Below are 24710 nucleotides of genomic sequence, written 5' to 3'. Positions count from 1 at the left end.
CAGGAAAAGAAAGACGCCCTGCGATATAGTAGTGAAGATAAGAAGGCTTCCGAAATTCGAGTTCTTCGATGAATATGCGATCAAGAAATGACGACCTATATGCGCCTACGGCGCGATGCTCAAGCGCTCCCACCCAGTTGGGTGCTGTCGCGCAGCGATTGCACTCAACGGTTTACAGGCAAGGACAGGCGCCTTGCGGTTTAGTTCACAAGATAATAAAGCTGAATAGTTTAGTCGAGGACTCGAGAGTAGGAGAATTAGAGCGCTTGGCTTTGCGTGTTGTTAGGCAACGTAGAATCCTTAGCCCGCTTTCTCCTTTTCACCAAGTTCATATTTTATCCCTATTTGAAAGTACCGAGCCCAATCCCATACGAGCGGTCTTTCCGGCAGATTCGGATATCTATCCACTACTATAAATCCTAAGCCTCCTTCGGCAAAAAGATAAGTTCTCTTCAAGAATTTTGCTTCAACTCCAATTCCGAATAGAGTTTCTAAGTTAAAGAGTGGATCGGTTAACCATTCTGAGGTCTCATAGGATGGAAGAGAAATACTTGTTCCCGTAAGTCTTGTTTTATTGACTTGAACATCCAGTTTAGTGTAGATTCGAGAATAGGGTAGGGTTTGAATTACAGTCATGTCAAGGGATGCAAAGACCCCAAGGTTTTCCCATATATCTACTCCAGTAAATTGGCCGAAATATGCGTACCCCTTTTCGCTATTCTGATATAAATCCTGTCCGTCTAAATATTTGAGGCCAACTTGAACATGCCACTTGCTTTTAAATTGAAGTTCATATCCTATTCTCAAATGATTGCCAGACGCGCTGTGAGAGTATCCTGTAACTATTGACGATTGGGATTGACTAAACACTCTTGGAGACAAGAGCAGCAAATTGGCTAAGAAGAGGAAAGTAATTCGGGTTTTGAAGCTCAAGGGTATCCCATTTGCGGTATTAGCTATTCTTGAACGGAAGACTCAAACCCTATGTTGCCTAACGGTTTACAGGCAAGGACAGGCGCCTTGCGATTAGATCACAAGATAAGAAAGCTGAATAGTTAAGTTGACGTCTTGAGAGGAGGGAACACAGAGCGCTTGGCTTTGCGTGTTGTTGGGCACAGTAAATACAAAATTCTACTTTATCATCTGCCATGATAACCCAAAGTTGATTTGGCCATACGGTTGGTCTTTGTCAAATGTTGTAGTAAAGCTTAAATCAAAAAGCAGAGTTGAGCTAAGCTGATGACTAATACCAAAAGTTGTTGGTGAAATATCTCCGAAAAAAGGTCTCTCTTCTTCGTTCAACACAATTGAATACCCCCAGTCAATCGTCACGAAAGCATTCGTGTTTTTGCTGATAATAAATACCGGGGTAACTCGAATAGGGAAAAGCGCTCTGTCATATTCAGTGTTTTCCGTACCAATAACTGGTTCGATCAATTGTTGCCGATGCATTGCAGTCGCATTGGCGAAGATTTTTAACCATCCAAAATCATAGTGACCAGACAAGGTCAAATAGATGCTTTGACCTTCAAGTCTGTAAGGGTGAGTTTGATAACCCACGATTCCAGAAAGACAAAACCTTTTCTCTCGTATGATTTGACCACGAAATTGAAAATCGAGATCAACTACGTTGAACTTATCACGTGTATTTATCCATGAATCCATTCCAACACCGATTTCTAACCTTTTAGCAAAACCAAACCTGAAGTATTGATTCAATCCAAAGGTAGAAACCGTATCAGCTATTCCGGATGCCGGAAGATTGGAAGAGTACAATGTTTCTTTTGGGTACAATAAAAACCCACTTTGACTTTGCAGTATTCCACTTGCGACAACTTTACTATCGAAATAACTTATTCTATCCGTATGAATTTTTGACTGCCCTTTAAGTACGGTATTCCCAAGTATTAGAGTGAAAAAGAGAAGGAGGATTCTTGAAGTCATACCAACCGAGAAAGTCCGAAGTGAGAATTATTGTGCCCAACTGGTTATTAGTTGTGGGAAATTAGTAAAAATATAGGTGGGGTGCCCGGATAACCCCGGGAATTCGGGGTTGATTATCGGGGATTAAAGTGGCCGCATTCGTTGATGGAGAATCCGAACAACAAGGATGGTTTTGTCCAAAGTCGAAACACGATAATAGATGAGGTGACGTTCATAGGAAATCAATCGAATCCCCTTAATGGGCCCAGGGTATGGTTTGCCGATTCGAGGATTCAAGGAAATCGACTCGATGGTTTTGATCAGTCCGTCATAGTACCGTTTGGATTGCTTTTGGGACCATTGCTTCAAAGTGAAGTTTACGATTTCTTCAAGGTCAAGTAGTGCCTTTTGACTGATCTGGTAATGACCCATAATTTACTTTGTTTTGGGTCTTTTGATAGAAGTCTTGAGGATCAAAATCAGCGACCGCAGGGCTGAGCAGTCCTTCTTCTAGAGCCTTGAGGACTGCCTTTTTCTTTTCGTCTCGTTCCTCCAATAGCCGTAGTCCAGCGCGAATAACTTCGCTCACATTTTTGAATCGACCGCTCTCGATTTGATCGTGAATAAAGGAATCGAAGTGAGGGCCTAGTGCTATGGAAGTATTCTTGCTCATATCTACAGATTTACTCAAAAGTACCAATAATTAATATGATTTAGAATCGAAGTTTGGGGTCACCGCCTTGAAGCAATCGTTCCGAGTCTTGCTGGTCGAATTGCTGATGTCGCTGCAAGGCGGCGTCGAAAGGGCTCCTAATTTGTACGAGTTTTTTGGTGCTCACATGGGTGTAGATCATGGTTGTTTCAGGTTTGGAGTGACCGAGGAGTTCTTGAACGTGACGCACGTCCACGCCTTGGTCCAGTAGGTGTGTGGCGTAGCTGTGTCGGAGGGTGTGCGGGGTCACTTTTTTGGAGATGCCGGCGCGTTGGGCCGCTCGGTGAATGATCTGCCGAACGCTGGAGCCACTGTACCGTCCGCCGCCTTGACCGTTGAAAAGATAAATCTGAGGATGATAATCGCGGAGGTAGTTGACAAGGAGAATCTTCAAGGATTCAGAAAGACCAATGACCCGGTCCTTTTTGCCTTTGCTTTGCACGATGTGGATCATGTTGCGCTGGAAGTCGATGTGCTTGAGTTCTAGGTTCAAAGCTTCACTGATGCGCATGCCGGTGGCGTAGAGCGTGGCGACGATGGTGCGGTGCTTGAGTTGGGGAATTTGCGCTATGAGCTTCATGACTTCCTCCTCGCTGAGGACGGTGGGTAATCGCTTCTGCTTATCGGGCCGTTCGAGTTTGTCGGCGACAATGGGGAAGTGGGGGCGGAGTTTGAGGTATATTTTTAAAGCTCCGATGAATTGCCTCTGGTAGGATACACTATAGCCAGAACGCACCACGTGGTCGGAATTGTAGTCGTTGACGAGTCGGAAATTCAGTGCCGTATGTCGGTCAAATTCTATGGTGGCAAAGAAGACCGAAAGCAGATAGCCATAGGTCTTGCGCGTACGCTCGCTGTATCGGCGCATACTCAAATAGCGGTCTACGGCTCGGAGCTCCTGCCGGGCAAAAGGGGATAGTGAACTCAGGTTACCGCCTTTGTGGTTGACCTTGAGTTTTTGTTGCTCCAGATAATTGCGATGGCTGCGGTCAAATTCGGCGGTGCGCAGAATAACGGCCTCGTGAAAGAAGACACGAAGTTTCCGATAGTTCGCTTCGGAATAGGGGAGGTTCCAAAGGCGGTGGGCGGAGCTCCAGCGCGCTTGTAGTCGCCGACACTGATGTATCAGCGCCTCGTTGTAGTCGAATTCAAGGCCGAAGTGGACGCGGCCTTTGAGAACCAAGTGTCGGAGGGTGATGCTGGGCTTCATGAGCCCAAGTTCGTCGGAACCAGGGCCTAAACGTGGCACTTAGGGCCAGAGGTGGTGAGGGAGGATTAATCCCGCTTGCGCGCTACCACAAATAAACTTCCACCAAAACCGATGGATCGTTGACGAGAAAGACGGTTCAGTTCCCAGTCCCAGAGTTTTTGAGCGAGCTTGACGAGGAAGCCAGATTTTCCGCTGTGCTCGTTTTGCGTGGTCTCCATGTTTTTCTCTTTGGGCCGGATTCCAAGTCGGCTCGGCAAGGAGCGAAAGATTAAGATGGGAAGCGGCAGCAGGGAAAAGAAATAAGTGGAAAAGGCAATGTCATAGCCCAGACCGCGCAAGAGCTTGTTCATGCGCTTGCGTGTGTACCGGGTGTAGTGCCCGGCGATATCGTCTTCGTTGGACCAGAGCCAGCGGTAGGTCGGGACGGTCAAGTACACCAGCCCTCCTGGCTTGAGGTAGGTGTGGATGTTGCGCAAGAATGCGGCGTCATCTTCGATGTGTTCCACCACGTCAAATAGGCCTGCACTTTCCATCTGTGCGGGCAGGAATTCGGCATCTTCCAAGGTGGAACAAAGGACCTGCTCAACCCCGCGGTCATGGGCGTTCTTGGCGCCACTGGGACCGGGTTCTACAAGCACCACACTGCGTCCGTCGTCTTGGAGTCGTTTGGCGACAAAGCCGTTTCCTCCGCCAATGTCAAAGAAGGTGGCCGATGGACTGAAGTGCGCCACGTTGGCCGAGATGACATTGTTTCGATGCTTGAACCAGAAGCTGTGCTCTTCAACCTGCATGCAGCGCTGATTGCCCTCATCCGGATACGAGATGGCCGAAGCGGAGCGCGCCTCGTAAATGCCCGATTCGGAAGGAGAGATGTTTTGAGCGATGTCTTCTAAGCGCATAGGTTTGGTCGGAAAGTCGATTTTGTACCTTGCGGCAAATTCGACGTTTTTGAAGGTCAACAAAACTATAAAATTACTTCTGCGCATCATCCTTAGCGGTGCGGCCATCTTCATGGTTCTGCGCAAGGTGGACTTGGAGCAGGCTTGGGAATACCTTAAAGAGGCCCGCATTCCGTTCTTGTTGGCGGCCGTCTTGGCCTTCTTCCTGAGCAAGGTGATTGCCGTTTACCGCTTGAACTACTTCTACCGTACCCAGGGCATTCAATTCAAGGACCTTCAAATCCTGAAGCTGTCTTGGCTGTCCATGTTTTACAACCTTTTCATCCCCTTCGTGGGCGGGGAAGGTTACAAGGCCTATTGGATCAAAAAACGGTCCGTTGTCCCCTTGAAGTCCCTCGTCTGGAGTGCGCTCATCGACCGCGGATCGGGCCTCACCGCCCTTGTATTGGTCACCGGAGTGTTCTTCTACTTCAGCAGCTTTGCTCCACCCAATAGGGCGCTCTTCTATCTGCTCATCCCCTTGGCCTACATCGGCAACTGGGCCGTAACGCGCATCTTCTTCAGGAGCTTCCTACCCGCATGGGGCATCACCCAACTGCTGAGCCTCCCCGTTCAATTCCTTCAAGCCGTGACGGCTTACATGGTCATGCTTTCCCTCGGGATCGATACCGCGGTCTTAGACTACATCTTCGTCTTCATGCTCGCCACCTTCGCCTATATTGTTCCGCTGATTGGAGCACGCGAAATGGCCTTTGTCTTTGGGGCCGACGCCTTGGGCCTCAGCATGGAAGTCAGCCTTGCCATCGGCTTGCTCTTCTACCTAAGCCTCGCCTTCAACTCCCTCTTGGGCACCTACTTCATCTTCAATCCCAAAGCGGTGGGTGAAGAGGTCGGATTCCGACTCAACATCGGCGAAGAAGCAAAAGAGGATTGAGCCTACGGCTCGATGAGCACATACCACCGTCCCTGCCAACGATCTTCGAAGCGGTACAAGGGTGGATAGGCCACCGTATCGGTCACCGCCACATCGGCCACATAGTACACACCTGAACGCAATTCCGTTTCAAACTGCATCACCGCTCCCGTACCTCGCGTCACTGTGTACGGTAGGGCGTAGGGGATGAGTGGTGCCGTGGTCAACTCGACCTCACCGAAGTTCAAAGGCCCTAGGGAGGCATCGCTCTTAAAGGTGTAGGGCGTTCCGTAGAGGTGGATCGGAGCACCATCGGTCAGTCGAACCAGGTCGGCCCCAATTTGGGCATTGCGGTTGACCGAGGCATCGGCCCTCCAGGCCCGGAGGTACAATTCGTTATAGCCGATGCGCGCCACAGCCATAAAGAGCACAATCCAAAGGACACTTCGTCCCCCGCGGAAGTAGCCCACAAGGACACCAATAAGCCCTAAGAACACCAGAGTGGCCCTGAGGGCCAGGTGGGGGAGTTCGGCGAAGTAGTCGAGCAAGAGGACCGCAGGGGCCAAGAGGAGTGCGGCAAAGAGGAATACTCGTACACTCCACCATCGGGCCGTGAGGCCCTGAGGGAAAAAGAGCAGGGAAAGCACAAAGGGGAAAAACATGTACTGGTAGCGGGCCTTGAAATCGGGCGTGAGCCAGTAGAGCCAGACATTGGCGGCCACGAAAAGGACGGAAAAACGAATAAAGGCGTTCTCGCGCCAGGCACTAGAGATTTGTTGGCGCATTTCCTTGAGGCGAAACAGGGGAATGAGGAGTAGGGACCAGGGCAGCAGTAGCTGGGCAAAGCGGAGGGGGTTGAGCAGGGTCTGGAGCAGGGTATCGGTCCAGTGGGCTTCGAGTCCCGTTCGTTGGGAGGCCTCTTTGTACTGACGTACTAGGAAGCCGAGCCAGTCTTCGCGCTGTCCGTAGGGGACAAAATAACTGGCGAATAGGGCGGCCAACAGGGCAATGCCCACGAAGTGGGCCGGGTGGAAGAGCTTTTTCCACTGGCGGTTGGCCAGGAGCCAAGCTAGAATGGTGAGGGCTTGGAAGGCGAGGGATGGGAGGCCCTTGAGCATGAAACCGACAAAGGTGAGCACGTAGCTGATGAGATACATGCGCCAGAAGTCGCCTCGTTGTTGGTAGTGGAAAACGGTGATGGCTTGGAGGTAGACCACCCAAGCGTAGAGCAGATCAATTTCGCCGGAGTTGACTGAGGCGTAGAAGAGGATGTCCATCGTGGTCAACAGGGCCAGGGCGCTCCAGAGGGCGCGGTCACGGCCGAGGTAGCGGCGGCTGACGCGGAAATGGGTGTAGGACAATCCGAGAAGTCCGAGCAAGCTTGGGAGGCGCACCACCCAGGGTTCGGCGCTGCCGGTGAGCTGGTAAAATCCCGCCATGATCCAGTTGAACAGGGGCGGTTTGTTGTAGTAGGGATAGCCGTTGATGTGGGGAACGAGGTAATCGCCGGTGAGCCACATCTCCAGGCTGACAAGGGCGCGGCGGGGTTCTTCGGCCCGAAGATTCAGGACGTTTTGCCACCCCAGCAGGGCAACCAGAAGAACGAGGAGCACCCCCAGCAGCAGGCGACGATCGGGGAGTGCAGCAGACGCTTTCATTTGGCGTCCAGTTGTTTTTTCAGGGCCACATACATGGCGTTGAACTGTTGACGGACTTCTTCGAGGAATTCCGGTGTGAGGAGCTTCTTGACGGCCTCAGCATCGGGCCGTAGGCCCTGAGGAATCTTATAGGTCTGCTCCATGGGACCCGCCTCAAACTTCAGGATGTAGCGCTCCTGATGGTGGTACAGGTTGATGGTGAAGTTCTTATTCGGGATGTTCTCGATCCATCTCATAGCTCGGCCACGATTTTAACGTTCAGCAGGCGGTTGGTCAGGTAGTTGGGAACGGCGTAGGGTCGTCCTTGAACGTCTTGGACCCAAAGATAGCTGACCGTGTTGCGAATCCCCAAGAGGTTGAAGACTTCAACGCCTACCCAGAGGTTTTTGAAGGGCGAGAAGATGCCGCTTTCGTACTGTTTGTCGGCGCTGACCAAGATCTTGGTGAACCCGATGTCCACGCGGCGGTAGGCCGGGATACGAGCCGTTTGCTGGTAGCGTTCGCTTTGTGGAGCGCCGAAGGGCAAGCCCGATCCATAGACGAGGTTGAGATTGACCTTGAGGGTGGGGTCGTTGGGCAGGTAGTCTTGGAAGAAGATGTTGAAGGTCACGCGCTGATCGGTGGGGCGAGGGATGTAGCCCGGTTCTTGGCGCTGACCATTTTCGTCGATGAAGAAGTCATCGAGGATGTCTTCTTGAATGGTCATAACGCTCATGGAGGCCCAACTCTCGATGCCCGGGACAAACTCTCCGTTGATGCGGAAATCAGCCCCGAGGGCATAACCCACGGCGTTGTTCTCCGCGGAGTAGCGAATCCGAACATTGTCGATGTAGTAGGGGATGAGGTCGTCCATGTACTTGTAGTACAGCTCAGTGGTGAACTTAAAGGGACGGCCGAAGGCTTCAAACTGGTAGTCGTTTCCGAGCACGAAGTGGATGGACCGCTGGGCACGGACGTTGCGGTTGACGTTTCCGAAATCGTCCCGAATCTCCCGGTAAAATGGGGATTGATAATAGACTCCTGTCGAGAATCGGAAGACCATGTCCTTTTCCCAGTTGGGCTCCCATGAGATGGAAGCCCGAGGGCTGAAAAGCAGTTGCTTGTTGACCGTCCAGTAGTGGAGGCGTGCTCCGGCGCTCAAGCTCCAAGTTTCGTTCTGGGCATTGCGCCAACGGGTGGTGTATTGTCCGTAGGTCTGATAACGCCAACTTTCGACGATGTTGGCCGCATCAATGGTTTCAAAGAGGACCACACTGTCGCCCGGAAATTGAGGGATGCTGTAGCCCGCAGAGTCGATGAGGTTCCATTCTTTCAGGACGTCGTCGATGTATTCGTTCTGCGCTTTGATTCCCCAATAAAGGGTCGAATTTCCGTCCTGACTGCGGTGATCGCCCTTGTGGGTCAAAGTGAATACCCGCGCCTGCAAGAGGTTCCGCGCGTGGTCCAGGTAACCACCCACTCCGCGTTCAAACTTCTCTTCACCGAAGTCCTCGGATCCCAAGTCGTTGTCGAGCTCACTGAGTCTGTACTGCCCCAGAATATCAAAGTACTCCTGCTCGTCTGTCAAAAATCCACTAACGATGAAGCGCAGGCGGGTTTGATCGGTGAGTTCGTGTTCCAAAGAAAGCGCGCCGAGGAAGGTTTCGTATTGGGTGATTTCTTGTCCATCGAAGAAGACCGTCAAGCGCAGCGCCTCGGTGATGGTTCCAAAGTCTGTTTCGCGCGTTTCAGGCACGGTTTGGAAGAGGTTACGCGAATAGGTGGTCAAAAGGCCGAGGTTCCAGCGCGGCTTGATCTCATAAGTGAGGTAGGCCTGCGCATCGGTGTAGCGCGGGCGGTAGTCGGCTTCGGTGTCCAAGGAGCCCACGAGGATCTGGTTGGTGCGGTACCGGGCACTGGTGATGAAGCTGAACTTCCGATCATCGGTCCGTCCCCCAATGGCAATGGATCCCCCCAAGAGGCTGATCATGGCGTTCACGCCGTATTCAGTTGGGCGCTTATAGGTAATGTCCAAGACGGAAGACATCTTATCCCCGTAGCGCGCCTCAAACCCACCGGCCGAAAATTCAATATTGGCGACCATGTCCGGGTTGATGAAGCTCAATCCTTCCTGCTGTCCGGCGCGGACCAAGAAGGGGCGGTAGATTTCGATGTCGTTCACGTAGACCAGGTTCTCGTCGAAGTTTCCTCCACGCACGCTGTATTGGGAACTGAATTCGTTGTTGGAGCTTACTCCGGGCAGGGTCTTGATGAGGCCTTCAACGGTTTGAGCAGGACCGGGAAGGGCGGTCACGTCCTTGGCGTCCAGCCGGATGATTTCGTCGTAGCGCTCGGTTTCGTCCTCCACGTCCACCTCGGGGATGAGGTTGGCCATGAGTTGGAGGGTGATGTCGAATTCCTGTTTGCGGCCTTTGGAGGGGTCGACCAGAACGGAGTCTGGTCGGTAACTGATGTGGGTGAAATAGACGTAGAACGGAGCATCGCGCCGTAGGCGCAAACTGTACTGACCTTCCACACCCGTGCTCACTCCGAGCGCTCCGGACACCACGTTCGCCTCCGAAATGGGCTGGCCTTGAGCGTCACGCACGGTCCCTGTGACCGTCACGTCTTGGGCGAAGGCAGGCAGGGTAGCAATTGTAAGGAGCAGTATTCCGATCAGGCGCATCGGCAGTAGTCGCAATTCGTCAGGTTATTTGTATCGGTCACTGGAAAAATCACCCCGTTTGAGGGCCCGGAAAAACTCCGCCCAGGCAAAGGGGTTGGTGAGGGCTCCGAGCACGGCTTGCCCTCCGTTTTCGCCGTAGTAGCGACCGGCGTTGTACAGCTGTTGGTGGTTGTAATTGTTCATGTAAGCCGCCATAGCTTGGGGGTCGTAGCCCACCTGTTCGGCTTGGCGACGGATCGTTTCCAGGGCCATGTTTCGCTTGGCGCGTTGCAGATCGTCCGTGGGCGGCTCCATAGCCAAGAAGAACTGCTTGAATTGTTCTTTGGAAGGCCAAGGGTAGAGCGTTTGCTCGGCAAGAATAATGGTATCTTGGAGCAAGGTCATCACCAGGCTGTAGTGTGATTTTTTAAGCGTATCGGGCACCCAAAACTCACCGGTTTTGAATCCCATACTGCTGAATTGAAGCGTATCGCCTTTGTGCACCACCATGGAGAAAAACCCGTCATAGTCGGTCACGGTACCCATGGCTCTATTGGGGATGTAAATGGTGGCGTAGGGGATGGGCCGCACCGTATCACCGGTAGCCACCACGCCCGAAAGCTGGATCAAGTCGTCGTCTTGCGCCTGCGCAGGGGCCGAAATCAGAAGCATCGCGATCACCCATACACCTGCCCAACTGGTAAAGTGCTTCATACCACAAAGTAACGGAATCCTCTGCATTTTGGTATCTTTGGTAACCTGCACTTTGTCACCATGAAAAGAAAACTACAATTGCTTCTCGGAATCGCCCTGTTGCCGCTGCTTTCAGCCGCTCAGGAATACACCGAAATTCGCCGCGAATACCTCCGCGAAATCATCGAGGAAAAGATTCGATTCCCAGAGGGCGCTCCAGTCATTACAGATTTGTCTGCGCCTACGGCGCGATGGACCCGCTCCGTCCCAGACGAACACGTCGTCAGCGCGGTCAACGCCCCGGAATCAGAAGTCCACGCGGCCATCTTTCCTGGAGACACCAACATCCTGGTCACCAGTGCCATGCGCCAACAAAATGGCCTGGCCATGCCCATCTGGACTTCGGCCGACTTCGGCAGCTCTTGGAACCTGAGCTCCTTTAGCCCATCTCCTCAGTTCAGCAACGCCGTGGTCTACGGTGGTGGGGATCCCAACTTTGTCTACGACGGCAACGGACGCCTCTACTACAGCTGGATTAACCTCTTTCAAAAGAGCTCCATCAGCGACAGTATTTTTTGGGCCCTTTATTGGGCCTATTCCGATGATCACGGCATCACTTGGCAGCAGAGTCCTAAAAAGGCCATCGGCCTGAGCAAGAATGACGGAGGTCTGCCCAACATCAACAGCCTTGTCGTGCGCGATAAGCAGTGGATGGCGGCGGACGTCAATCCCTCCTCACCTCATTACAATTCCGTCTACTGCACCTTCCTCGAAGGAAACCCACTCACAGGGTCGTCTTACATCGGGCTGCGGTACAAGCGGGCCAATGACGTAGAATTCACGCAGAGCACCATCAACGTAAGTGGTTTTAATTGGGTCTTTGTCCAGTTTGGGAATGTAGCGGTTACGAGCGATGGGGTGGTGCACGTCACCTTCTTTGCCAGTCCAAATAGCCAGACCTACCACATGTATCACTGCAGCAGTACGGACGGTGGATTGACCTTTAGTGCTCCGGCCGAAGTAACTCAGGCCAACGTGCCCTCCTTTACGGCTTGGGATCCCGATCCTAACCTCACGGGAGTTTCGCTCCAGCGTTTTTATCCCTCCTGCTATTTGGCTTCGGACAACTCAGGTGGGCCGAACGACGGATCGCTCTATTTGACCTGGACCGCCAACGGTGTAGACACCACGGAGAGCTATGGGCTCGATATTTGGCTTTCCCGTTCACGTGATGGAGGAGACACCTGGTCCACGCCCATGATTGTCAACAATGACGGTGACCCACAGCAGCATCAGTTCTATTCCAGCATCTTTGTCGATTCCGAAGGAGATGTCATGCTCGGTTGGTACGATCGACGGGACGATGTTGCCAACATCGCCACCGACTACTACATCGGTATATCCACGGATGGTGGAATCACCTTCAGCAACATTAAGGCAAACCTAACGCCGACCTTATTCTCTACTGTTGGAAACAACAACAACGGCTTTGGTATTGGGGAATACACCCAAGTCTTGGGCTCCCCGGGCTCGGTTATTCCCTTCTGGTCTGACGGCCGATCCAACAACGGGAACCTCGATATCTACAGCGCAACCATCAACAAGTCGGATGGATTGACCGATCCTGAGATTGGTCCCGTGACTGAAGCGGTGGAGTGGCGCTCCGTGTTCCCGAACCCTGCCACGGATTACTTCACCATGGACGTGGTTCTGAAATACCGAACCGATCTGCGCATCACCATTTACTCCACTCAGGGCCAGATTGTGGCTTCGGAGGCCTACCAGCGTTCGGCTGGGCTATTTCGTCGGGAATGGTCCACGGAAAACTGGGCCGCGGGTTCCTATTTAATCGAGCTGGATACCGATTATGGTCGCTTCCTCAAGCGCCTGGTGATTACCGATTAATCGCTCGAACCACTCAGGTCATCGTGTAAAGAAGACCACGTATTCGGCTGTATTTCCGCAGTTGTCCGTGACTTCCAAAGCAAAGGTGTGCTCTCCTGCGGGGCAACGTTCATCGAATGTGTACCACAATCGCCGTGTCTTCGGATCCCATTCCATTAAGACCCACTGACCGTCAATTGTTCCTTTGATGGCGTCAATACCACTGAAATCGTCTTTGATACGAACCATCAAGGACTCGTTCCGACTCATGTTCTTCCGGGCGTAGATGTTGACGGGGTCAATGACAGGGGCAACCGTATCGGCACCTATCGCATAGCGCCCAAATTCGCGGCTACGGCCGATAAATCGGCCCGATTTCCATTCTCCCGGCCACCATTCTTTGCGACCGCTTTCTTCCACTTCGACAAAGCATAATTGTTCTGCTCTGAGGCCTTTGGGAATCGCCGCAAGGGGAAGGTCTAGGGTAAAATAGGTGTGTGCCGGAATCTCTTGGTGTCCGAATCGGTACAAGGGGGTGTAAAAGGTGTTGTCGTATGCGGCTTGCCCTTTTGGGAAATAGGTGTCTGTGTACAGCACGCCCGCCGGAATGATGCAGCGCGCATCGCCCACCGTAATCCGATGGGCCTCGTGATGCACCAGCCACGGCTTGTTTTGCAGCACCACGGGGTCTTCCACAGCGGAGTCGTGTTGAGCGGGTTCCAGAGTGCCAAAGCTGTAGGTCAAAACGCTCTTGTTCCCGCGACGGTCTTCTGCTTCGATGCGAATCGTATGCTTCCCGACGGCCTCAAATTCATATCCGGCGGGATTGCCTTGGACAAAGCTCAATTGGTTGTTGGGTTCCACGTACAGTTTAGTGCCCCTCCAGCGGCAGCACTTGTACTGATCATAGGTGATCAGACTGTTCATGTAGCGCGTTTCGGAGAAGCTGAATTCGTCAATGTCGTGCACGTAGCGCAGGCTGTCGTCCAACCACATTTTGAGCATCACCGTACCGTTGCGATTGCTGCCGCCATCTTGTTGATCTACGGTCTGAACAGCAAAGCCCCAAGTACCGGTAAGCTGAATACTGCGGTTGTCTGAAACGCGGTATTGTCCCACGCCGGATCGGGTGGTGGGAAGAATGACATTCTCGCGTATTCCATTACAGCGGGCATCGGCACTGATAGGAATCAACACCAACCGTTCAAGCAAGGGGGCGCGATGATCCTCAACCGAGAATCCTTGATTCAAAGGGTCGAGGGGATGCTCGTTGGCCGTATTCCTGATCTCGAAATGAAGGTGAGGCCCTCCAGAAGATCCGCTGTTCCCGGATTTGGCGATCTCTTCACCGCGTTCAAAAGTAAAGGTTCCCGCTTCGGGGTAGAGGTCCACTGCAAAGCGCTGTTGACGGTATTGGGCCTTTTTGACATATTCAGCAATGGCCGGATCAAAGGCGTTCAAGTGGGCGTATACACTGGTCTTTCCATTGGGGTGTCTCAGATAAAGTGCTTTTCCAAAGCCAGTGGGGCCCACGCGAATACGTACCACCGTTCCGCGTTCCACCGCGTAAACGGACTTTCCAACCACCCCGCCTGTTTTGATGTCGATACCGCTGTGGAAGTGATTGCTCCGGAGTTCGCCAAAGGAACCACTGAGGATCATGGGAGGGTCCATCGGAGGATGCCAGTTTTGGGCGTTTAGGGATAAGGTCGAGACAAGGAGAAAAAGCAGGATGCGCATAGTCCGCAAATATAAGATGCTGGCCATTTGCGCCCAATACGCCGAAACGCTACATTTGTTTTAACCTAGATTCTAAACTGCATGAGCGATTTAGCGCGAACGGTGGAGCGATTAGAGGCCGATTTGAACTTGTTTATAAAGAAGTACAAGAGGCTGGAAAGCGAACACCGTGAACTCAAAGAAGAATTGATCCAGGCCGAAGAGCGTGTGGATCAAGCGCGCGAAGTGGTGGCGCAGATGGAACGGGAAAATGAACTGATTCGGATGGCTGGCACTTTGGGGGGAAATGACCCATCGGGCCGTGAGGCCACAAAATCCAAAATCAGCGAATTGGTGCGGGAAATCGATAAGTGCGTAGCACAACTGAATGGATAAAGGATGGATCCGAATATGCTTAAAATAAAGGTGAGCATCGGAAACAGAACGTATCCGCTCACCATAAAACGGGCCGATGAAGAGTCGGTGCGAAAAGCGGCAAAGACCATTGAGTCAATGCTGAAAGACTTCCAGCGTAACTACGCGGTGCAGGACCAGCAAGACCTGCTCGCCATGTGCGCCTTGCAGCTCGCTACTAAGGTGGAGCGAACGCAAAGTGATGCCGTCGTGGTCGACCAAGAGGTGACCGACCGGTTGGAAGCCCTGGGGAAGCAGTTGTCCGACGCTCTTGCTGACTAGTTCTTTACATAAAAAATAATCGCATAGCCCGCATTATTTCACATGTTTGTTAAACTCAACAGTTATTCTATTGGAGTTCAACGATTCAGACAGTTAAAAACAGGCCTTGTAGCCGTCCTGGTGACGGTGAGTCCAATCCGGACCGGTGGAAGTTTGATGCTGTCGGCGACTCCACCCATGACATTATGGGGTTTAATAGAACCGTGAAGTAGTGTGGGCTTATTTTATACCGACATATGGACAATACAGTCGTTATGATCGTCGAAGGATTGATCAGTGTGCTGGCCGGATTTGGGCTTGCCGTGATCATCCTGAGAAAACAAGGAGACGGTAAGGTCGCCAAAATGCTGGCCGAAGCCGAGAAAGAGGGGGAACAAATCAAGAAGGACAAAATCCTTCAAGCCAAGGAGAAATTTCTTGAGCTCAAGACCGAGCATGAAGGCGTGATTCACGAACGCAATCAACGCATGGAGGCGAAGGAGAAGAAGTTCAAAGAAAAGGACGACAAGCTCCGCACCCGAATCGAAGAAAACAGCCGAAACTACAAGGAGCTCAAGGACAAGCAATCCAAATTGGATAAGCGCTTCGACGTCTTGGAGCGCAGAAGTAAGGAAGTAGAGCAAATGCACCGCAAGCAGGTAGAGCAGCTCGAGGTCATTTCCGGATTGTCCGCTGAGGAAGCCAAGAAGCAGCTCGTGGATGCCCTCAAAGACGAGGCGAAAGCACAGGCCTTGGCCTTGGTTCAGGAGCAAGTCGAAGAGGCGAAGTTGGCCGCCAACAAAGAAGCCAAGAAGATCATTCTTCAAACCATCCAACGGGTGGGCGTAGAGCACAGCATTGAGAACAGCGTATCGGTGTTCAATATCGAAAGCGATGATGTCAAGGGACGTATCATTGGCCGTGAAGGTCGAAACATCCGTGCCTTAGAAGCCGCTACGGGGGTAGAGATCATTGTAGACGATACACCTGAGGCCATCATCTTGAGTTGCTTTGATCCGGTTCGTCGTGAGGTGGCGCGACTGTCCTTGCATAAGTTGGTGACAGATGGACGTATCCATCCGGCGCGAATTGAGGAAGTGGTCAAGAAGACCATTAAAGAACTCGAAGAAGAAATAGCCGAGACCGGCAAGCGCACCGCCATCGACCTTGGAATTCACAATTTACATCCGGAGCTAGTACGCATGGTAGGACGTATGAAGTACCGTTCTTCGTACGGACAGAACCTGTTGCAGCACAGCCGTGAAGTAGCGAACCTCTGTTCCATTATGGCCAGTGAATTGGGGCTCAACCCCAAGGCGGCCAAACGGGCTGGACTCTTGCACGATATTGGAAAAGTGCCCGATGAAGAGAGTGAGTTGCCGCACGCTATCCTTGGGATGAAGCTCTGTGAAAAGTACGGAGAGAAGCCCGATGTCTGTAATGCCGTAGGAGCTCACCACGATGAAGTGGAAATGAATACCCTCATTGCGCCGATCATTCAAGTCTGTGATGGAATCTCAGGAGCTCGTCCGGGAGCTCGTCGCCAGATCGTAGACAGCTACATCAAGCGTCTGAAGGAATTGGAGGAGTTGGCTCTGCAGTACCCGGGCGTGAGCAAGTCCTATGCGATTCAAGCGGGTCGTGAACTACGTGTAGTGGTCGATTGCGACAAGGTCGACGACAACAGTGCTACGCAACTCAGCTACGACATCAGTCAAAAGATCCAAAGTGAAATGACCTATCCAGGTCAGGTCAAGGTGACGGTGATCCGCGAAACACGGGCGGTGAACTACGCGCGGTAGTCTTATTCGCTGCGCAGAATCTTCTCCATTTTTCGGCCCTTGGCCAGCTCGTCGATCAGTTTTTCCATCTGACGGGCTTCTCGGGTGAGCTTGGTTTGAAGCTCCTCAATGCGATATCCGCAGACCACTCCTTTAATCATATGGGCGTTGGGGTGCAAGGTAGCGGCCTCAAAAAGCTCAGCATACGAGGAGCGTTTATCGATTTGTTCCTGTAATTCGGCTTCGCAAAATCCGAGGATCCAGCACAGGACCTGATTCAGCTCTTCAACGGTCCGGCCCTTCTTTTCAATCTTATTCACGTAGAGCGGATAGATGTCTGCGAAGATCATCTCAGCTATGCGTTTGTCGTGTTCGGGGGTGGTTGTGGTTAATGCAGGCATGGTCAATAGCGGTTTAAATAGGTTTTCATCGCGCCGTGAGGCGCTCCAATACATGGTCAATCATCTGTTCCACAGAGGCGTGGTAGTTCGCCGAAAAATCGTTGTTGGGGCGGTTGGCTATAATCACACAAGCGGTGGTGCAGCGGTGTCCCATCATTTTCCCAAGGCCATATAGGGCGGAGGTCTCCATTTCATAGTTGGTGATGCGCTCATCTCCGAAACGGAAGCTTTCGAGACGATCGTTGAGGTCGGGTAGGGCAATCGGAATTCGAAGCTCCCGGCCCTGAGGGCCATAGAATCCGTGGGCGGTAATGGTCACTCCAACGTGGGTGTTGGGGCCTTTTAGAAGATCAAGGGTTTCGTGATCGGCACGCACCACGTAGGGATGTGCTGCCGCCTCGGGCCAGTTCAGTTCTTTTCGGAAGGCTTTTGAGAAATCGTGGTCCATCACGTGGCGGGCATCGTAGAAGTGCATCAGTCCATCGAAGCCAAGGGCCGCCTCACTCAAAAGGATACTGTCCACGGGAATATCCGACTGGAGCGATCCTGAAGTTCCCATACGCACCAGGCGCAGGGAAGTTTTTTGATCGAGAAACTCCCGGCGCTTGAGATCGATGTTGACCAGGGCGTCAAGCTCGTTGAGCACAATGTCAATATTGTCCGTACCAATACCCGTGGCCATCACAGTCAATCGCTTGCCGTTCAACTCCCCCGTATGGGTAATGAATTCTCTTTTTTGCTGGCGAAGAGTCACTTTGTCAAACTTATCGGAGACCAAACGAACCCGGCCAGGGTCACCAACCAGGAGTATCGTACCGGCGATGTCTTCCGGGTGCAAGCCCAGATGGTATACGCTGTGATCGGGATTCAAGACGAGTTCAGAAGGGGCGAGTGACATATTGCCGTTGGATTGATTCGTATGTGAACGAAGAATTCTAATTTAGCTTAAAATTCTGCAGAAAGTATGACCTACGAAAATCCTTTGATCATTGTTCCGACGGGCTTCTCTCCTCAATCGCTTTCCGCTGTTGATCAGGCGGTCAGTTTTGCCAAGCATACGGGAGGGCGTATCCTGCTGTTGACCGTAACGGAACCGACCAGTTTGTGGAGCAATTTTTTGGATCAGGATGGCGAGAATCAACTCGTGCGCCAGAAAATTGAGGAAAAATTAAGCTCTTTAGCTGCGCAGTACAGCGGTCGTGGTGTGGAGATTGAAACGCGCATCGAAGAAGGGACTCCCTATGAAATGGTCCGTACCGTGGCAGAAGAAGAGAGTGCGGACATCATCATTATGGGAACCAACGGTGCTCCAAAAGGGATACGCAAGCGCTTCATTGGATCCAATGCATTGCGTGTAGTTTCCAGTGCACAACGTCCGGTGATCACCATCAAAGGAGGGGACCACGAGATTGGCATCAAGAACATCATTTTGCCCCTGGATTTGACCAAGGAGACCAAACAAAAAGTCGGGCACGCCATCAGTCTAGCAAAGCTGTACGGCTCTACCATTCACGCCGTTTCAGTTGTGGACACTAATGATGATTTTGTAGTCAAGCACTTAAAAGCCAACATGCGCCAAGTGCATGATTTTATCGAAAAGGAGGGCGTTCAGGTGAATTCGGACTTTATCAAGCGAATTGGAGATGAGTCCTTCGCTTCCGCATTGATTCACTATGCGGTGGAAAAGAAAGGAGACCTGTTTGTGATTATGACGCAAGAAGAAACTAAGGTATCAGAGTTCTTCGTGGGGTCATTGGCACAGAAAATTATCTACTTCAGCCCTGTGCCGGTTTTGTCCATTCGACCCAAGCAACTGACACACACCTTAGGGCCTGGGGGCATGGGCGTTTAAATATTGCCGAAAACTTTTTTCAAGAGATCCGTGACCCTCGCTTCGGGGTTTTCACGGATCTTTTTTTCTTCCTGAGCGACCAAGAGAAAGAGTCCGTCTAAGGTTTTCTGTGTGACGTAGTCATCCAAATCCGGATTGACGTCTTCCGTCAAGGGCAGCGCATTGTACTTCGTTACGATGGGCTCCCAAGCTGAAGTTACACCGACAGATTCGATGGCCTCGTGTACATCGGGCTTAAAAGCGTTGTAGAGTTGACTACGCGTTTGCTGCTCCAAATACTCGGTAGCGGCCTCATGGTTGTCACTGGTCAAAATACCTTGGGCATCCTGAATGGTCATTCGTGTGATGGCATCCACAAAAATGGGCGCGGCCTTCTTGCTCGCTTCACTTGCCGCCGCGTTCAGCGTTTCCACAAACTGATCGGCCTGGGTGCTCAACCCGAGTTGGCGCATTTTATTTTCCACTTTAGTCGCTTCCGGCGGGAAGGGGATGCGCAGCTTACTGTCGTTAAGAAAACCGTTGGTTTTTGAAGCTTCGGTTACGGCGTTTTGGATGCCCACATTCAGGGCTTCCTTGAGGCCGTCTACCATATCCGATTGGGTAATGATTTGACTGCTGGGCCCACCGATGGGGTTGTTGAAGTCCGGAAGCTGAGCAGTGCCTTCGCACGAGGTTAATAGGCTCAGCGTGACGCTGAGAACAAAGGAGGAGGAGAGGAGTTTCATAGCGTGAACAATCTGTAGATTTGTCGAAAGTAAGTAAACGCTATGAAATCCGAAATCATTACGATTGGAGATGAAATTCTCATCGGCCAAATTGTGGATACAAACAGTGCTTGGATGGCACAACGACTCAATGAAATTGGCGTTGACGTCGTTCAAGTCACTTCTATTTCGGATGCTCCCGAGGCCATCAAACACGCCGTCGACGAGGCGAGAACGCGTGCTCAGTTGATTCTGATTACGGGAGGGTTAGGCCCGACGAATGATGATCTGACCAAGAATACGCTCGGTGAATATTTTGAGAGTCCAGAGACGTTCCGAGAGGAAGTATTTGAGGATATCAACAAACTGTTTCGGGCCAAAGGAAGGGAGATTACCGAATTGAACCGGGCTCAGGCCAATGTGCCTGAGGCGGCTCAAGTGATCCGCAATCACGAAGGAACGGCACCGGGCATGTGGTTTGATCGTGAGGACTACGTGGTCGTCAGTATGCCTGGTGTTCCGTATGAAATGAAGGCCATGTTTACACACAGTGTGCTGCCTTGGACGGTTGAGCGCTTTAATACCCCGGAAATTGTCCATCGAACCATATTGACTGCCGGTTTACCGGAGAGTATCTTGGCCGCCAAGCTCGAAACATGGGAATCGGCGTTGCCCGAGGCGATCAAGTTAGCTTACTTGCCCAATGCGGGCCGCGTCCGACTGCGCCTGAGCGCTCGCGGTACAGACCGGGATCAGTTGGCAGCATTAATTGACGAGCAGGTTCAAGGATTACAAGAAGTCGTTGGAAAGTACATCTTCGGTGAGGGAACGCAGACCCTGGAAGAAGTAGTGGGGCTAGAACTGATCAAACGCGATCAGACCGTGGCTACAGCTGAAAGTTGTACCGGAGGCGCTATTGCAGCTGCCTTGACGAGTATTCCCGGCAGCTCCGCCTATGTGATTGGCGGTGTAGTGGCCTATAGCAATGCCGTGAAGATTGCGCAGCTAGGGGTTGATTCGGTCTCGATTGAGGAGCACGGAGCGGTCAGTGAAGAGGTTGTGGAACAAATGGCTCGTGGTGTACGGGATCGAATGGGAACGGATTATGGAATTGCCACCAGTGGAATTGCTGGCCCGGACGGGGGATCAGAGGAGAAACCTGTCGGGACTGTTTGGATTGCGGTCGCGGGCCCTCAGCGCACGTGGAGCAAGCAATTCTTATTTGGTACCAAGCGTAAGCTTAACGTCCACTTGAGCGTCAATGCAGGCTTGGCCAGCTTGCGTCGAGAAATTTTAGAGTCGGCTTGAAAATCTGTGAAATTATCCCGTAATTTGCACTCCAATTTTCGAAAGGGAATTTTAATATTCGAGGATCATGTCTAGAGTTTGTGAACTGACCGGAAAGAAAGCATTATCAGGAAACCACGTTTCCTTCTCCAATAAGAAGACTAAGCGCCAATTCAAAGTGAATTTGGTACGCAAGCGTTTTTACTTGCCAGAAGAGGACAAGTGGTTGACCCTTCGTGTTTCAACATCAGCGTTGAAAAACATCAACAAAAAGGGCATCACTGCCGTGGTTAAAGAAGCACGCGAAAAAGGTTACTTGACCAAGTAACCCTTCGCTAAATTGCTTACATTTAGGTCGTTCCCAACCGGAACGGCCTTTTTTTATTGCCACACAATCATGAAACGACACCTAATCTTTGCTTTGGCAGGCATAAGTCTTTTAGCCTGTTCCAAGGAGCAACCAGACTCCGGAAATAGTCAGATGGAAGCCTTCCCTTTTGTGGCCGTGGGTCACGAAAGTCGATATGTAACCACTTTTGACGGTACGGTCCTGGACACGTCTTCCACGTTAAAGATCACCAGTGAAGCGAACGATCGCTATCAGATGGTTCTTCAAGCCGCTGGGATAACGCAGCCCAGCACCTTGTATACAGACGGCACCTGGCTGTATGAATACGGCCTACAAGGTTCGGAGTTGGACGCGTCCAAGGTGTATAAAAAGGATGCAGCCATAGGCGATACATGGCAAGAGGTCATTGAAAATGACACGGTAGTGAACGTGGTAAGTCAAGTGGATGTGGAGGTTACCGTTCCCGCCGGTACGTTTGTGGTGGATGTTGTGGCTTCTGCGGAAATAGGCACAACAGATTCGAGCTACGTGTACATCAATGAAAATGACGGGATTGTCAAGCAGGAGCTGCAGGTTCCGGGCTTTTCCTTGTTGCTTGAATTGTACGAGAAAAACTTCTAACTACTTGGTGTAGTTTTTATTAAATGTCTATCTTTGCACTCCTCAAAAAGAAAGGATCATGGCGAAGAAAGGAAATCGCGTTCAAGTAATTCTCGAGTGCACAGAGCACAAAGAGAGTGGTATGCCAGGAACGTCACGCTACATCTCTACCAAGAATAAGAAGAACACTCCAGATCGTTTGGAGTTGAAGAAATACAACCCGATTTTGAAGCGGATGACTGTTCACCGCGAAATCAAATAATAAAGAACTATGGCTAAGAAAACCGTTGCAACCCTGCAGAGTGGCGCCTCTAAAAACTACACCAAAGTAGTGAAGATGGTGAAGTCCGATAAAGGAACGTATTCCTTCCAAGAGGAAATGGTAACTAAGGACCAAGTAAACGACTTCTTCAACAAGTAAGTTGAAGCCATGAACGATCAGAGCCATCTACTTCCGTAGGTGGCTTTTTTTTTGGGATATTTGCCTGAATTTCAATCGCTATGAGTTTATTCAAACGCATTTTCTCCAACGAAAAGAAAGAAACCCTTGACAAGGGACTGGAAAAGTCCAAAGAGAGTGTCTTTTCAAAGCTTTCGCGAGCTGTTGCTGGAAAATCCAAGGTCGACGATGAAGTACTCGACAACTTGGAGGAAGTCCTGGTAACCTCAGACGTTGGAGTCACCACCACCTTAAAAGTCATCGAACGCATCGAGGAACGCGTGGCCAAAGACAAATACCTCGGCACCGATGAGCTGAATCAAATCCTCCGAGAGGAGATTGCAGGTTTGTTGGCAGAAAGTGAAGGGGAAGAGTACACCGAAATTGCGGTTCCGGAAGGAGTCAAGCCTTTTGTCATTATGGTCGTAGGGGTCAATGGCGTGGGCAAGACTACGACCATTGGGAAATTGGCCAAGCAGTTTAAAGACAAAGGCTTGAAAGTGGTTCTGGGAGCAGGAGATACCTTTCGTGCTGCGGCCATTGATCAGCTCAATGTTTGGGCCGATCGTGTTGATGTTCCGATTGTCAAGCAAAAGATGGGTTCAGATCCCGCTTCAGTAGCCTACGATACCTTACAGTCCGCCCTCTCTCAAGAGGCCGATGTGGCCCTCATTGATACCGCCGGGCGCCTGCACAACAAAATTGGTCTGATGAACGAGCTTTCTAAAGTCCGCAATGTGATGCAAAAGCTCATTCCGGATGCGCCTCACGAAGTACTCTTAGTGCTCGATGGTTCTACAGGGCAGAACGCCGTAGAACAGGCACGTCAGTTTACCAAGGCGACGGAAGTCAATGCCCTGGCCATTACCAAGCTGGACGGAACAGCAAAAGGCGGAGTTGTCATTGGTATCAGTGATGAATTCAAGATTCCCGTTAAGTACATCGGTGTAGGAGAGAAGGTCGAAGACCTACAGGTCTTCAACAAGTTTGAATTCGTCGATTCATTCTTCAAGCAATAAGATGCGTACCAAGCAACTTCATAAAAACACCATCAATGTTGTAACTCTTGGTTGCTCCAAGAACCTCTACGACAGTGAAGTCCTGATGGGGCAACTCAAAGCCAACGAAATGGATGTTCGCCATGAGGATCCTAAGGAAGAAGGGAACATTGTGGTGATCAATACCTGCGGCTTCATCGACAACGCTAAGGAAGAATCGGTCAACACCATTCTCCACCACGCCAAGCGCAAGGAAGAAGGACTGATCGATAAGGTTTTTGTGACGGGCTGTCTCAGCGAGCGGTATAAGCCGGACCTCGAGAAAGAAATCCCCAATGTGGACGAGTACTTCGGAACACGCGATCTGCCCCGATTGCTCAAGGCCCTTGGAGCAGATTACAAGCACGAGCTCGTTGGCGAGCGCCTGACGACCACCCCGACCCATTTTGCCTATTTGAAGATTGCCGAAGGTTGCGACCGTCCCTGCTCATTCTGCGCCATTCCCTTGATGCGCGGAAAGCATGTGAGCAAGCCCATTGAAGACTTGGTCAAAGAAGCCGAGCACTTGGCGGCTGGAGGGGTAAAAGAATTGATCTTGATTGCCCAGGATCTGACGTATTACGGCTTAGACCTCTACAAAGAGCGTCGCTTGGCCGAATTGCTCAAGGCGCTAGCTGGAGTTGAAGGTGTCGAGTGGATTCGCTTGCACTACGCCTTCCCAACCGGATTTCCTGAGGATGTGCTCGACGTTATTCGCGAAGAACCGAAGGTCTGCAACTACATCGATATTCCTCTTCAGCACATCAGCGATCCCGTCTTGAAGTCCATGCGCCGTGGAACCACCATGGAAAAAACGAATCGTCTTTTGGATGCATTCCGAGCCAAGGTGCCGGGTATGGCGATCCGCACCACCCTCATTTGTGGATATCCGGGCGAGACAGAGGAAGATTTTGAAATCATGAAGCAGTGGGTCGCCGATCAGCGATTCGAGCGCCTTGGAGTTTTCACCTACAGCCATGAAGAAAACACGCATGCTTTCTTGCTCGAGGACGATGTTCCCCAAGAGGTCAAGGAAGATCGCGCAGCCCAGATCATGGAGGTGCAGCAGCAAATTTCGGCAGAGAAGAATGCCGCCTTGGTGGGGCAGACCTTCCGCGTGCTTTTTGACCGCAAGGAAGGCGACTGGTTCATTGGCCGCACCGAGTTTGATTCACCCGACGTTGACAATGAAGTACTGGTCGACGCCCGCGAGCATTACGTGCGTATCGGCGATTTCGCTCAGGTACGTATCACAGAGGCTTTGGACTTCGATCTCTATGGCGAGGTCGTGAGCTGACCCTTGAAGACATACATCGGCCCGTAGGGCCAC

Annotated in this window: 27 protein-coding genes; 13 read left to right on the top strand and 14 right to left on the bottom strand. The window is 51.5% G+C overall.

All coding sequences use genetic code 11. The features are described from left to right. Nucleotides 1-300: 300 nt before the first annotated feature. From HZ996_11585 to HZ996_11560, 6 genes are all read right to left on the bottom strand, one after another. The gene (locus HZ996_11585; GenBank protein ID QTN39757.1) at nt 301-807 is read right to left on the bottom strand and encodes a hypothetical protein; all 507 of its coding nucleotides are present in this window, start codon (nt 805-807) and stop codon (nt 301-303) included. Between the two features lie 324 nt (nt 808-1131). Further along, nucleotides 1132-1944, bottom strand: coding sequence for a hypothetical protein (locus HZ996_11580; GenBank protein QTN39756.1), 813 nt, complete (start codon nt 1942-1944; stop codon nt 1132-1134). 123 nt (nt 1945-2067) lie between these two features. After that, the gene (locus HZ996_11575; GenBank protein QTN39755.1) at nt 2068-2355 is read right to left on the bottom strand and encodes a type II toxin-antitoxin system RelE/ParE family toxin; all 288 of its coding nucleotides are present in this window, start codon (nt 2353-2355) and stop codon (nt 2068-2070) included. Next, nucleotides 2318-2596, bottom strand: a complete 279-nt coding sequence (locus tag HZ996_11570) for a type II toxin-antitoxin system ParD family antitoxin (GenBank protein ID QTN39754.1) — start codon at nt 2594-2596, stop codon at nt 2318-2320. Before HZ996_11570 ends, HZ996_11575 begins: the two co-directional genes overlap by 38 nt. Nucleotides 2597-2636: 40 nt before the next feature. Beyond that, nucleotides 2637-3845 (bottom strand): tyrosine-type recombinase/integrase, encoded by a 1209-nt coding sequence (locus HZ996_11565; GenBank protein ID QTN39753.1) that lies wholly within the window; start codon nt 3843-3845, stop codon nt 2637-2639. Between the two features lie 65 nt (nt 3846-3910). Continuing rightward, nucleotides 3911-4744, bottom strand: coding sequence for a class I SAM-dependent methyltransferase (locus HZ996_11560; protein ID QTN39752.1), 834 nt, complete (start codon nt 4742-4744; stop codon nt 3911-3913). A gap of 49 nt (nt 4745-4793) precedes the next feature. Here HZ996_11560 and HZ996_11555 point away from each other — a divergent pair, with 49 nt between their 5' ends. Further along, nucleotides 4794-5678 carry a flippase-like domain-containing protein gene (locus HZ996_11555; protein ID QTN39751.1) on the top strand — a complete coding sequence of 295 codons (885 nt, stop codon included), beginning with the start codon at nt 4794-4796 and terminating at the stop codon, nt 5676-5678. A 2-nt stretch (nt 5679-5680) separates the two neighbouring features. Here the strand turns inward: HZ996_11555 and HZ996_11550 are convergent, their stop codons facing one another. From HZ996_11550 to HZ996_11535, 4 genes are read right to left on the bottom strand one after another with little or no spacing between them, the layout of a single operon-like run. Continuing rightward, nucleotides 5681-7315 (bottom strand): glycosyltransferase family 39 protein, encoded by a 1635-nt coding sequence (locus tag HZ996_11550; GenBank protein ID QTN39750.1) that lies wholly within the window; start codon nt 7313-7315, stop codon nt 5681-5683. Further along, nucleotides 7312-7551: a hypothetical protein gene (locus tag HZ996_11545; protein QTN39749.1), complete on the bottom strand. Its 240-nt coding sequence runs from the start codon at nt 7549-7551 to the stop codon at nt 7312-7314. The genes HZ996_11550 and HZ996_11545 overlap by 4 nt, the downstream gene beginning before the upstream one ends. After that, a complete protein-coding gene (locus HZ996_11540; GenBank protein ID QTN39748.1) occupies nt 7548-9995 on the bottom strand; it encodes a TonB-dependent receptor in 2448 nt (815 codons plus the stop codon). The genes HZ996_11545 and HZ996_11540 overlap by 4 nt, the downstream gene beginning before the upstream one ends. Nucleotides 9996-10004: 9 nt before the next feature. Continuing rightward, entirely contained in the window at nt 10005-10673 is a 669-nt protein-coding gene (locus tag HZ996_11535; GenBank protein ID QTN39747.1) for a carboxypeptidase-like regulatory domain-containing protein, read from the bottom strand. A gap of 60 nt (nt 10674-10733) precedes the next feature. On the opposite strand from HZ996_11535, the gene HZ996_11530 reads away from it, so the two are divergent. Then, nucleotides 10734-12557 (top strand): T9SS type A sorting domain-containing protein, encoded by a 1824-nt coding sequence (locus HZ996_11530; protein QTN39746.1) that lies wholly within the window; start codon nt 10734-10736, stop codon nt 12555-12557. An 18-nt stretch (nt 12558-12575) separates the two neighbouring features. Here HZ996_11530 and HZ996_11525 read toward each other — a convergent pair whose 3' ends face one another. Beyond that, nucleotides 12576-14276 carry a M23 family metallopeptidase gene (locus HZ996_11525; protein QTN39745.1) on the bottom strand — a complete coding sequence of 567 codons (1701 nt, stop codon included), beginning with the start codon at nt 14274-14276 and terminating at the stop codon, nt 12576-12578. 81 nt (nt 14277-14357) lie between these two features. On the opposite strand from HZ996_11525, the gene HZ996_11520 reads away from it, so the two are divergent. The 3 genes from HZ996_11520 (at nt 14358) to rny (ending at nt 16732) form a co-directional block, all read left to right on the top strand. Further along, complete coding sequence (locus HZ996_11520; GenBank protein ID QTN39744.1) at nt 14358-14651, top strand: hypothetical protein; 294 nt, start codon at nt 14358-14360, stop codon at nt 14649-14651. Between the two features lie 3 nt (nt 14652-14654). Continuing rightward, entirely contained in the window at nt 14655-14951 is a 297-nt protein-coding gene (locus HZ996_11515) for a cell division protein ZapA (GenBank protein ID QTN39743.1), read from the top strand. Between the two features lie 236 nt (nt 14952-15187). Then, nucleotides 15188-16732 carry a ribonuclease Y gene (gene rny, locus HZ996_11510; protein ID QTN39742.1) on the top strand — a complete coding sequence of 515 codons (1545 nt, stop codon included), beginning with the start codon at nt 15188-15190 and terminating at the stop codon, nt 16730-16732. A 2-nt stretch (nt 16733-16734) separates the two neighbouring features. Here rny and HZ996_11505 read toward each other — a convergent pair whose 3' ends face one another. Beyond that, nucleotides 16735-17112, bottom strand: coding sequence for a DUF2200 domain-containing protein (locus tag HZ996_11505; GenBank protein ID QTN39741.1), 378 nt, complete (start codon nt 17110-17112; stop codon nt 16735-16737). 25 nt (nt 17113-17137) lie between these two features. Beyond that, complete coding sequence (locus HZ996_11500) at nt 17138-18010, bottom strand: nucleoside phosphorylase (protein ID QTN39740.1); 873 nt, start codon at nt 18008-18010, stop codon at nt 17138-17140. A 66-nt stretch (nt 18011-18076) separates the two neighbouring features. On the opposite strand from HZ996_11500, the gene HZ996_11495 reads away from it, so the two are divergent. Continuing rightward, nucleotides 18077-18964, top strand: coding sequence for a universal stress protein (locus tag HZ996_11495; GenBank protein QTN39739.1), 888 nt, complete (start codon nt 18077-18079; stop codon nt 18962-18964). On the opposite strand, the gene HZ996_11490 is transcribed toward HZ996_11495, so the two are convergent. After that, nucleotides 18961-19689: a DUF4197 domain-containing protein gene (locus HZ996_11490; protein QTN39738.1), complete on the bottom strand. Its 729-nt coding sequence runs from the start codon at nt 19687-19689 to the stop codon at nt 18961-18963. The genes HZ996_11495 and HZ996_11490 overlap by 4 nt on opposite strands. Before the next feature lie 42 nt (nt 19690-19731). On the opposite strand from HZ996_11490, the gene HZ996_11485 reads away from it, so the two are divergent. From HZ996_11485 to rimO, 7 genes are all read left to right on the top strand, one after another. Next, a complete protein-coding gene (locus tag HZ996_11485; protein QTN39737.1) occupies nt 19732-20976 on the top strand; it encodes a competence/damage-inducible protein A in 1245 nt (414 codons plus the stop codon). A 67-nt stretch (nt 20977-21043) separates the two neighbouring features. Further along, nucleotides 21044-21283 (top strand): 50S ribosomal protein L28, encoded by a 240-nt coding sequence (locus HZ996_11480; protein QTN39736.1) that lies wholly within the window; start codon nt 21044-21046, stop codon nt 21281-21283. A gap of 69 nt (nt 21284-21352) precedes the next feature. Beyond that, on the top strand, nt 21353-21925 hold the full coding sequence (locus tag HZ996_11475; GenBank protein ID QTN39735.1) for a hypothetical protein: 573 nt from the start codon (nt 21353-21355) through the stop codon (nt 21923-21925). A 58-nt stretch (nt 21926-21983) separates the two neighbouring features. Next, a complete protein-coding gene (gene rpmG / locus HZ996_11470) occupies nt 21984-22166 on the top strand; it encodes a 50S ribosomal protein L33 (GenBank protein QTN39734.1) in 183 nt (60 codons plus the stop codon). A gap of 9 nt (nt 22167-22175) precedes the next feature. Beyond that, a complete protein-coding gene (locus HZ996_11465; protein ID QTN39733.1) occupies nt 22176-22325 on the top strand; it encodes a DUF4295 domain-containing protein in 150 nt (49 codons plus the stop codon). A gap of 80 nt (nt 22326-22405) precedes the next feature. Next, nucleotides 22406-23362 (top strand): signal recognition particle-docking protein FtsY, encoded by a 957-nt coding sequence (ftsY, locus tag HZ996_11460; protein ID QTN39732.1) that lies wholly within the window; start codon nt 22406-22408, stop codon nt 23360-23362. Nucleotide 23363: 1 nt separating this feature from the next. Next, complete coding sequence (gene rimO / locus HZ996_11455; GenBank protein ID QTN39731.1) at nt 23364-24677, top strand: 30S ribosomal protein S12 methylthiotransferase RimO; 1314 nt, start codon at nt 23364-23366, stop codon at nt 24675-24677. Nucleotides 24678-24710: the final 33 nt, after the last annotated feature.

This window comes from Cryomorphaceae bacterium (genome assembly GCA_017798125.1).
GTDB lineage: Bacteria > Bacteroidota > Bacteroidia > Flavobacteriales > ECT2AJA-044 > ECT2AJA-044.
The sequence above is the reverse complement of the archived record's forward strand: the minus strand, read 5'-3'. Positions and strand labels throughout refer to the sequence as shown.

Coding starts and splice junctions, on each gene's coding strand:
- rny (QTN39742.1), top strand. CDS start 15,188: ATGGACAATACAGTCGTTATGATCGTCGAAGGATTGATCAGTGTGCTG.
- HZ996_11570 (QTN39754.1), bottom strand. CDS start 2,596: ATGAGCAAGAATACTTCCATAGCACTAGGCCCTCACTTCGATTCCTTT.
- HZ996_11495 (QTN39739.1), top strand. CDS start 18,077: ATGACCTACGAAAATCCTTTGATCATTGTTCCGACGGGCTTCTCTCCT.
- HZ996_11580 (QTN39756.1), bottom strand. CDS start 1,944: ATGACTTCAAGAATCCTCCTTCTCTTTTTCACTCTAATACTTGGGAAT.
- HZ996_11560 (QTN39752.1), bottom strand. CDS start 4,744: ATGCGCTTAGAAGACATCGCTCAAAACATCTCTCCTTCCGAATCGGGC.
- HZ996_11465 (QTN39733.1), top strand. CDS start 22,176: ATGGCTAAGAAAACCGTTGCAACCCTGCAGAGTGGCGCCTCTAAAAAC.
- rimO (QTN39731.1), top strand. CDS start 23,364: ATGCGTACCAAGCAACTTCATAAAAACACCATCAATGTTGTAACTCTT.
- HZ996_11545 (QTN39749.1), bottom strand. CDS start 7,551: ATGAGATGGATCGAGAACATCCCGAATAAGAACTTCACCATCAACCTG.
- HZ996_11480 (QTN39736.1), top strand. CDS start 21,044: ATGTCTAGAGTTTGTGAACTGACCGGAAAGAAAGCATTATCAGGAAAC.
- HZ996_11490 (QTN39738.1), bottom strand. CDS start 19,689: ATGAAACTCCTCTCCTCCTCCTTTGTTCTCAGCGTCACGCTGAGCCTA.
- HZ996_11500 (QTN39740.1), bottom strand. CDS start 18,010: ATGTCACTCGCCCCTTCTGAACTCGTCTTGAATCCCGATCACAGCGTA.
- HZ996_11565 (QTN39753.1), bottom strand. CDS start 3,845: ATGAAGCCCAGCATCACCCTCCGACACTTGGTTCTCAAAGGCCGCGTC.
- HZ996_11550 (QTN39750.1), bottom strand. CDS start 7,315: ATGAAAGCGTCTGCTGCACTCCCCGATCGTCGCCTGCTGCTGGGGGTG.
- HZ996_11515 (QTN39743.1), top strand. CDS start 14,655: ATGGATCCGAATATGCTTAAAATAAAGGTGAGCATCGGAAACAGAACG.
- ftsY (QTN39732.1), top strand. CDS start 22,406: ATGAGTTTATTCAAACGCATTTTCTCCAACGAAAAGAAAGAAACCCTT.
- HZ996_11520 (QTN39744.1), top strand. CDS start 14,358: ATGAGCGATTTAGCGCGAACGGTGGAGCGATTAGAGGCCGATTTGAAC.
- HZ996_11575 (QTN39755.1), bottom strand. CDS start 2,355: ATGGGTCATTACCAGATCAGTCAAAAGGCACTACTTGACCTTGAAGAA.
- HZ996_11485 (QTN39737.1), top strand. CDS start 19,732: ATGAAATCCGAAATCATTACGATTGGAGATGAAATTCTCATCGGCCAA.
- HZ996_11505 (QTN39741.1), bottom strand. CDS start 17,112: ATGCCTGCATTAACCACAACCACCCCCGAACACGACAAACGCATAGCT.
- HZ996_11475 (QTN39735.1), top strand. CDS start 21,353: ATGAAACGACACCTAATCTTTGCTTTGGCAGGCATAAGTCTTTTAGCC.
- rpmG (QTN39734.1), top strand. CDS start 21,984: ATGGCGAAGAAAGGAAATCGCGTTCAAGTAATTCTCGAGTGCACAGAG.
- HZ996_11535 (QTN39747.1), bottom strand. CDS start 10,673: ATGAAGCACTTTACCAGTTGGGCAGGTGTATGGGTGATCGCGATGCTT.
- HZ996_11525 (QTN39745.1), bottom strand. CDS start 14,276: ATGCGCATCCTGCTTTTTCTCCTTGTCTCGACCTTATCCCTAAACGCC.
- HZ996_11530 (QTN39746.1), top strand. CDS start 10,734: ATGAAAAGAAAACTACAATTGCTTCTCGGAATCGCCCTGTTGCCGCTG.